A 6,910-nucleotide genomic window follows, 5' to 3' on the forward strand; every position below is an offset into this window, starting at 1 on the left:
GGCCCTACGCCGGGCCCGCCACCACCGCGACCGAGCGGCCCAGCGGCGTCCCCGAACCGTCCCGGCGCGGGTCGGGCTCCGGCAGGTCCACGGGGGTGCCGTTCTGCTGCGCGGCGCGGGCGGGCATCGCGCCGGCCCAGGCGAGGGTCAGCATGTCCTCTCCCCGCAGGAAGCGCTGGCAGCGGACGCCGCCGGTGGCGCGCCCCTTGCGCGGGTACTGGTCGAACGGCGTCAGCTTGACCGTCCCCTCCGCGTCGCCGAGGAGGGTGCCGCGCGATCCGGCGACGGTGAAGACCGCCGCGTCGGCCGACGGGTCGACCGCGGCGAAGGCGATCACCTTCGCACCGGCCGCCAGCTTGATGCCGGCCATGCCGCCGGCAGGGCGGCCCTGCGGTCGCACCTGCGCGGCGGGGTAGCGCAGCAGCTGGGCGTCGTCGGCGATGAAGACGAGGTCCTCCTCGCCGGTCCGCAGCTCGCGCGCGCCGACGATCCGGTCGCCCTCGCGGAGGCTGATGACCTCCAACTCGTCCTTGTTGGCCGGGTAGTCGGGCACCACCCGCTTGACGACGCCCTGCTCGGTGCCGAGCGCGAGGCCGGGGGAGGACTCGTCGAGGGTGGTCAGGCAGACCACCTTCTCGTCGGCCTCCAGCGACAGGAACTCGGTGACGGGCGCGCCGCCCGACAGGTTCGGCGTGCCGGCGGTGTCGGGCAGCTGCGGCAGGTCGACGACGGTGAGCCGGAGCAGCCGGCCGGCCGACGTCACCGCGCCCACCTCGCCGCGGACGGTCGCCGGCACCGCGGAGACGACCACGTCGTGCTTGACGCGCTTGGCGTTCCCGTCGGCGGCCGGTGCGCCGTCCGCCGCGCGGGCGAGCAGGCCGGTCGACGACAGCAGCACCCGGCAGGGGTCGTCGGCGACCTCCAGGGAGACGGCGACGGGGGCCGCGCCGGTGGACTCCATCAGCAGGGTACGGCGGTCGGTGCCGAACTTCTTGGCGACGGCGGCCAGTTCGCCGGAGACCACCTTGCGCAGCTCGGCGTCCGACTCCAGGATCACGGTGAGCGCGTCGATCTCCTCGTTGAGCCGGTCGCGCTCGCTCTCCAGCTCGATCCGGTCGAACCTGGTGAGCCGGCGCAGCGGCGTGTCCAGGATGTACTGCGTCTGGACGTCGCTCAGCGAGAAGCGCGCGATCAGCCGCTCCTTGGCCTGCGCGGAGTTCTCGCTGGAGCGGATGAGGCGGATGACCTCGTCGATGTCGATCAGCGCGACGAGCAGGCCCTCGACCAGGTGCAGCCGGTCGCGCCTCTTGGAGCGGCGGAACTCGCTGCGGCGGCGGACGACCTCGAAGCGGTGGTCGAGGTAGACCTCCAGGAGCTCCTTCAGGCCCAGGGTGAGCGGCTGGCCGTCGACCAGGGCCACGTTGTTGATGCCGAAGGACTCCTCCATCGGCGTCAGCTTGTAGAGCTGCTCCAGGACGGCCTCGGGGACGAAGCCGTTCTTGATCTCGATGACCAGGCGCAGCCCGTGGGCCCGGTCGGTGAGGTCCTTGAAGTCGGCGATCCCCTGGAGCTTCTTCGCCGCCACCAGGTCCTTGATCTTGGCCCGGACCCGCTCGGGGCCGACGCCGAAGGGCAGTTCGGTGACGACCAGACCCTTGCGGCGCGGCGTGACGTCCTCGACGGTCGCCGTGGCGCGGATCCTGAACGTGCCGCGGCCGGTCGCGTACGCGTCCCTGATGCCCTGGAGGCCGACGATCCGGCCGCCGGTGGGCAGGTCGGGGCCCGGCACGAGGCGCATCAGCGTCTCCAGGTCGGCCCCCGGGTGCCGGATGAGGTGCCGGGCGGCCGCGATGACCTCGCCCAGGTTGTGCGGCGGCATGTTGGTCGCCATGCCGACGGCGATCCCCGAGGCGCCGTTGACCAGCAGGTTGGGGTAGGCCGCCGGGAGCGCGACGGGCTCCTGCTCCTGGCCGTCGTAGTTGGGCGCGAAGTCGACGGTGTCCTCGTCGATCGACTCCGTCATCAGCGAGGTCGCGTCGGCCATCCGGCACTCGGTGTACCGCATCGCGGCCGGCGGGTCGTCGTTCCCGAGCGAGCCGAAGTTGCCGTGCCCGTCGACCAGCGGGAGCCGCATGGAGAACGGCTGGGCCATCCTGACCAGGGCGTCGTAGATCGACGCGTCGCCGTGCGGGTGCAGCTTGCCCATGACCTCGCCGACGACCCGCGCGCACTTGACGTAGCCGCGGTCGGGCCGCAGGCCCATCTCGTTCATCTGGTAGACGATCCGGCGGTGGACCGGCTTCAGGCCGTCGCGGGCGTCGGGCAGGGCGCGGGAGTAGATCACCGAGTACGCGTACTCGAGGAAGGAGCCCTGCATTTCGTCCACGACGTCGATGTCGAGGATCTTCTCCTCGAAGTCGTCCGGCGGCGGGGTCTTGGTGCTGCGGCGGGCCATCGCGGCTGCTGCTCCTTCACATGCCAGGTCTGGGGGTGACGCCGACCATTGTGGACCGTCGCACTGACAACCCGGACCGCGACCCGGGTCCGGGGTCCGGCGGGGCACCGTACGAGTGCATGTGGCCCGGTAGGGGAACTTCGCGCGGGGCCCGCTCGCTTGCATAGGGTGGCGGGACTTCTCCGCACCGCGATCGAAGGGACGTACATGCCCATGGGTCACACGGCCACCGCCGCCGCCGCGTCCGGCGGCCACACAGCGACCGAGCACCGGCTGGCCAACGGCCTGCGCGTGGTCCTCTCCGAGGACCACCTGACCCCGGTCGCCGCGGTCTGCCTCTGGTACGACGTCGGCTCGCGCCACGAGGTGAAGGGCCGTACCGGCCTGGCCCACCTCTTCGAGCACCTGATGTTCCAGGGCTCCGGCCAGGTCGAGGGCAACGGCCACTTCGAGCTGGTGCAGGGCGCCGGCGGCTCGCTGAACGGCACCACGAGCTTCGAGCGGACCAATTACTTCGAGACCATGCCCGCCCACCAGCTGGAGCTCGCCCTCTGGCTGGAGGCGGACCGGATGGGCTCGCTCCTGTCGGCCCTCGACGAGGAGTCGATGGAGAACCAGCGCGACGTCGTCAAGAACGAACGCCGCCAGCGCTACGACAACGTGCCCTACGGCACCGCGTTCGAGAAGCTCACCGCCCTGATGTACCCCGAGGGCCACCCCTACCACCACACCCCGATCGGCTCCATGGCCGACCTGGACGCGGCCACCCTGGAGGACGCCCGCGCGTTCTTCCGCACGTACTACGCGCCGAACAACGCGGTCCTGTCGGTGGTCGGCGACATCGACCCCGAGCAGACGCTCGCCTGGGTGGAGAAGTACTTCGGCTCCATCCCCGCCCACGACGGCAAGCAGCCCCCGCGCGACGGCACCCTGCCCGCGGTCATCGGCGAGGAGCTGCGCGAGGAGCTCCGGGAGGAGGTCCCGGCCCGCGCGCTGATGGCCGCCTACCGCCTCCCGCACGACGGCACCCGCGAGGCCGACGCCGCCGACCTGGCGCTGACCGTCCTCGGCGGCGGCGAGTCGTCCCGGCTGCACAACCGGCTGGTGCGCCGCGACCAGACGGCCGTGGCGGCCGGGTTCGGCCTGCTGCGCCTGGCCGGCGCCCCCTCGCTGGGCTGGCTGGACGTCAAGACGTCCGGCGGCGTCGAGGTGCCCGCCATCGAGGCGGCCGTCGACGAGGAGCTGGCCCGCTTCGCCGCCGAGGGCCCCACGCCCGAGGAGATGGAGCGCGCCCAGGCCCAGCTGGAGCGCGAGTGGCTGGACCGGCTCGGCACGGTCGCCGGCCGCGCGGACGAACTGTGCCGCTACGCCGTCCTGTTCGGCGACCCGCAGCTCGCGCTGACCGCCGTGCAGCGCGTCCTGGACGTCACCGCCGACGAGGTCAAGGCGATCGCCGCGGCCACCCTGCGCCCCGACAACCGCGCCGTCCTCGTCTACGAGCCGCTGCCGGGCGCCGACCTGGAGGAGGTCGACGACGACGCCGCGGAGACCGACCTCGCCACGCAGACCGAAGCCGACGCCGACACCGAGGAGGCGGCCAAGTGAGCGGGACCGCGCCCCTGACCGAGATGACCTTCCACCCGCGGCCGCAGGCGGGTGAGCCGACGCCGTGGGCGTTCCCCGCCCCAAACCGCTCCACCCTGCCCAACGGCCTCACCCTGCTGACCTGCCACCGCCCCGGACAGCAGGTCGTCGCCGTCGAGGTGCACCTCGACGCGCCGCTCGACGCCGAACCGGCCGGCCTCGACGGCGTCGCCACGATCATGGCGCGCGCCTTCAACGAGGGCACCGACAACCACTCCGCCGAGGACTTCGCCGCCGAACTGGAGCGCTGCGGGGCCACCATGGACGCCGTCGCCGACCACCCCGGCGTCCGGGTCTCCCTGGAGGTCCCCGTCTCCCGGCTGCCCCGCGCGCTCGGGCTGCTGGCCGACGCCCTGCGCGCCCCGGCGTTCGACGGCGCCGAGGTGGGCCGGCTCGTCCGCAACCGCCTCGACGAGATCCCGCACGAGCAGGCCAACCCGGCCCGCCGGGCGGCCAAGCAGCTCTCCAAGGAGCTCTTCCCGGCCACGGCCCGCATGTCGCGCCCCCGCCAGGGCACCGAGGAGACCGTCGCCGGGATCGACGCGGCCGCCGTCCGCGCGTTCTACGACGCCCACGTGCGCCCCGCGACGGCCGTCGCGGTCGTCGTCGGTGACCTGGAGGACGTCGACCTGGACAAGGCGCTCGCCGAGACCCTCGGCGCCTGGACCGGCTCCACCGCCGAGCCGCGCCCCGTCCCGCCGGTCACCGCGGACGACACCGGACGGGTCGTCATCGTCGACCGGCCCGGCGCCGTGCAGACCCAACTCCTCATCGGGCGGGTCGGCCCCGACCGCCACGACCGGGTGTGGGCGGCCCAGGTGCTCGGCACCTACTGCCTCGGCGGCACTCTCACCTCGCGGCTCGACCGGGTCCTGCGCGAGGAGAAGGGCTACACCTACGGCGTCCGCGCGTTCGGCCAGGTGCTGCGCTCGGCCCCGGACGGCACCGGCGCCGCCATGCTCGCCATCAGCGGCTCGGTCGACACGCCCAACACCGGCCCGGCGCTCGACGACCTGTGGACGGTCCTGCGCACCCTGGCCGAGGGCGGCCTGACCGACGCCGAACGGGACGTCGCCGTGCAGAACCTGGTGGGAGTCGCCCCGCTCAAGTACGAGACGGCCGCCGCCGTCGCGAGCACCCTCGCCGACCAGGTCGAGCAGCACCTCCCCGACGACTTCCAGGCGCAGTTGTACGCCCGCCTGGCCGAGACGGGCACGGTGGAGGCCACCGCGGCCGTCGTCAACGCCTTCCCGGCGGACCGCCTGGTGACCGTCCTCGTGGGGGACGCGGCGCAGATCGCCGAACCCGTGAGGGCGCTGGGCATCGGCGAGGTGACGGTCGTCGGCGGCTGAGACCGCGCCCGACACCGCGGCCGGCCCGCCGGTCCGCACCGGCCCCGCGCCCGAACGGCACGGCCCCCGGCGACCGTTGTGTGTCGCCGGGGGCCGTTCTGTCAGCAGGGGCCCTCTGTGCGCGAGTTGTGCCCGATTTGCCGCGCGGCGAGGCGTATGGGATGTGGGGTGCGCTACATATCGCATGTTCCGTTTGATGATTACCCGATCACCCGCCTACCTTCGATCCGGCTGTCCGTCACCCACGCGCCGCGCCCGCGGCGACCGGGCAGCCATCGCCGAGTCCCCGTCAGGCGCGAGCCTGGGGAGCCGGGGACCCACCTGTGTCCCTGGGGTGAATCGGACGCCGTCCTCGGGCGGGGTCCGTAGGAGACCTTCCTGCTCCGAACCCGTCAGCTAACCCGGTAGGCGAGAAGGAAGGAAAGGATCACCCCACTCGATGGCGTTCACCCGCCCCTCCGGCAAGCACCGTGCGCCGGGCCGGATGTCCCGCACCACCGCGCGTCTCGCCACCACCGGCGCCCTCGCCGCCACCGGCGTCATCGGAACCCTGGCCGGCCCCGCGCTCGCCTCGGGCCCCGCCCCGGAGACCACGCTCGACCTGCTGCCCGCGGGCGTCAGCCAGGCCGAACCCGACGCGGAGCCGGCGCTCGCCCAGGCCATCGGCACCACCGACGCGCTCGCCGACCGCATCGGCGACCAGGCCGCCGCCCAGCAGCTGGCCGCCGAGCAGGCCCGCGTCGAGGCCGCCCGCAAGGCCGAGGCCGAGCGGCTGGTCGCCGAGCGCCGCGCCGCGGAGGCGAAGGCGAAGAAGGAGCGCGAGGCGAAGGAGCGGGCCGCCCGCGCCGCCGCCGAGCGCAAGCGCCTCAACACCTACGTGGCGCCGGTCGCCGGCTCCTACGTCTCCACCGGCTACCACTCCGGCGGTTCGCTGTGGTCCTCCGGCAGCCACTCCGGCGTCGACTTCCACGCCGCCTCCGGCACGGAGGTCGTCTCGGTCGGCCACGGCACGGTCGTCGAGACCGGCTGGGGCGGCGCCTACGGCAACAACGTCGTCATCAAGATGCACGACGGCACGTACACCCAGTACGGGCACCTCACCTCGGCCACGGTCTCCGTCGGCCAGACCGTCACCCCGGGCCAGCAGATCGGCATATCCGGCTCGACCGGCAACTCCACCGGCCCGCACCTCCACTTCGAGGCCCGCACCTCCGAGGAGTACGGCTCGGACATCGACCCCGTCGCCTACCTGCGCGGGCACGGCGTCAAGGTCTGACGGCAGCACGCTCCCGCGAGGGCCCCGGCGACGCGATCCCGTCCACCGGGAGAGCAGCAGCTGGGTGACGGCGGTCAGCACCATGAACAGGCTGGCGCCCTCGCCGCGCCCGGCCGCGGTGAGGCGGGCCGCGAGGGCGTCGGGGATCTCGAAGGTGTGCAGGGCACCGGCGCTGGTGCGGAC

At 73.5% G+C, this 6,910-nt stretch carries 4 protein-coding genes and 1 riboswitch; of the genes, 3 read left to right on the top strand and 1 reads right to left on the bottom strand.

Going from position 1 to position 6,910, the window contains the following annotated elements:
- Positions 1-4: 4 nt before the first annotated feature.
- Positions 5-2,455, bottom strand: coding sequence for a DNA topoisomerase (ATP-hydrolyzing) subunit A (locus tag ACFWEG_RS09570; RefSeq protein WP_387211293.1), 2,451 nt, complete (start codon positions 2,453-2,455; stop codon positions 5-7).
- 207 nt (positions 2,456-2,662) lie between these two features.
- On the opposite strand from ACFWEG_RS09570, the gene ACFWEG_RS09575 reads away from it, so the two are divergent.
- The 3 genes from ACFWEG_RS09575 (at position 2,663) to ACFWEG_RS09585 (ending at position 6,727) form a co-directional block, all read left to right on the top strand.
- Complete coding sequence (locus ACFWEG_RS09575; protein ID WP_387211296.1) at positions 2,663-4,060, top strand: M16 family metallopeptidase; 1,398 nt, start codon at positions 2,663-2,665, stop codon at positions 4,058-4,060.
- Positions 4,061-4,083: 23 nt separating this feature from the next.
- Positions 4,084-5,451 (top strand): M16 family metallopeptidase, encoded by a 1,368-nt coding sequence (locus ACFWEG_RS09580; RefSeq protein ID WP_387211309.1) that lies wholly within the window; start codon positions 4,084-4,086, stop codon positions 5,449-5,451.
- Between the two features lie 266 nt (positions 5,452-5,717).
- A riboswitch (cyclic di-AMP (ydaO/yuaA leader) is annotated at positions 5,718-5,876 on the top strand.
- 14 nt (positions 5,877-5,890) lie between these two features.
- Positions 5,891-6,727 (top strand): M23 family metallopeptidase, encoded by an 837-nt coding sequence (locus ACFWEG_RS09585; protein WP_387211298.1) that lies wholly within the window; start codon positions 5,891-5,893, stop codon positions 6,725-6,727.
- Positions 6,728-6,910: the final 183 nt, after the last annotated feature.

This window comes from Streptomyces sp. NPDC060194, assembly GCF_042728285.1.
GTDB lineage: Bacteria > Actinomycetota > Actinomycetes > Streptomycetales > Streptomycetaceae > Streptomyces.

Excerpts from the sequence above, each read along its gene's own strand:
- ACFWEG_RS09570 (WP_387211293.1), bottom strand. The coding sequence starts at position 2,455 with ATGGCCCGCCGCAGCACCAAGACCCCGCCGCCGGACGACTTCGAGGAG.
- ACFWEG_RS09575 (WP_387211296.1), top strand. The coding sequence starts at position 2,663 with ATGCCCATGGGTCACACGGCCACCGCCGCCGCCGCGTCCGGCGGCCAC.
- ACFWEG_RS09580 (WP_387211309.1), top strand. The coding sequence starts at position 4,084 with ATGACCTTCCACCCGCGGCCGCAGGCGGGTGAGCCGACGCCGTGGGCG.
- ACFWEG_RS09585 (WP_387211298.1), top strand. The coding sequence starts at position 5,891 with ATGGCGTTCACCCGCCCCTCCGGCAAGCACCGTGCGCCGGGCCGGATG.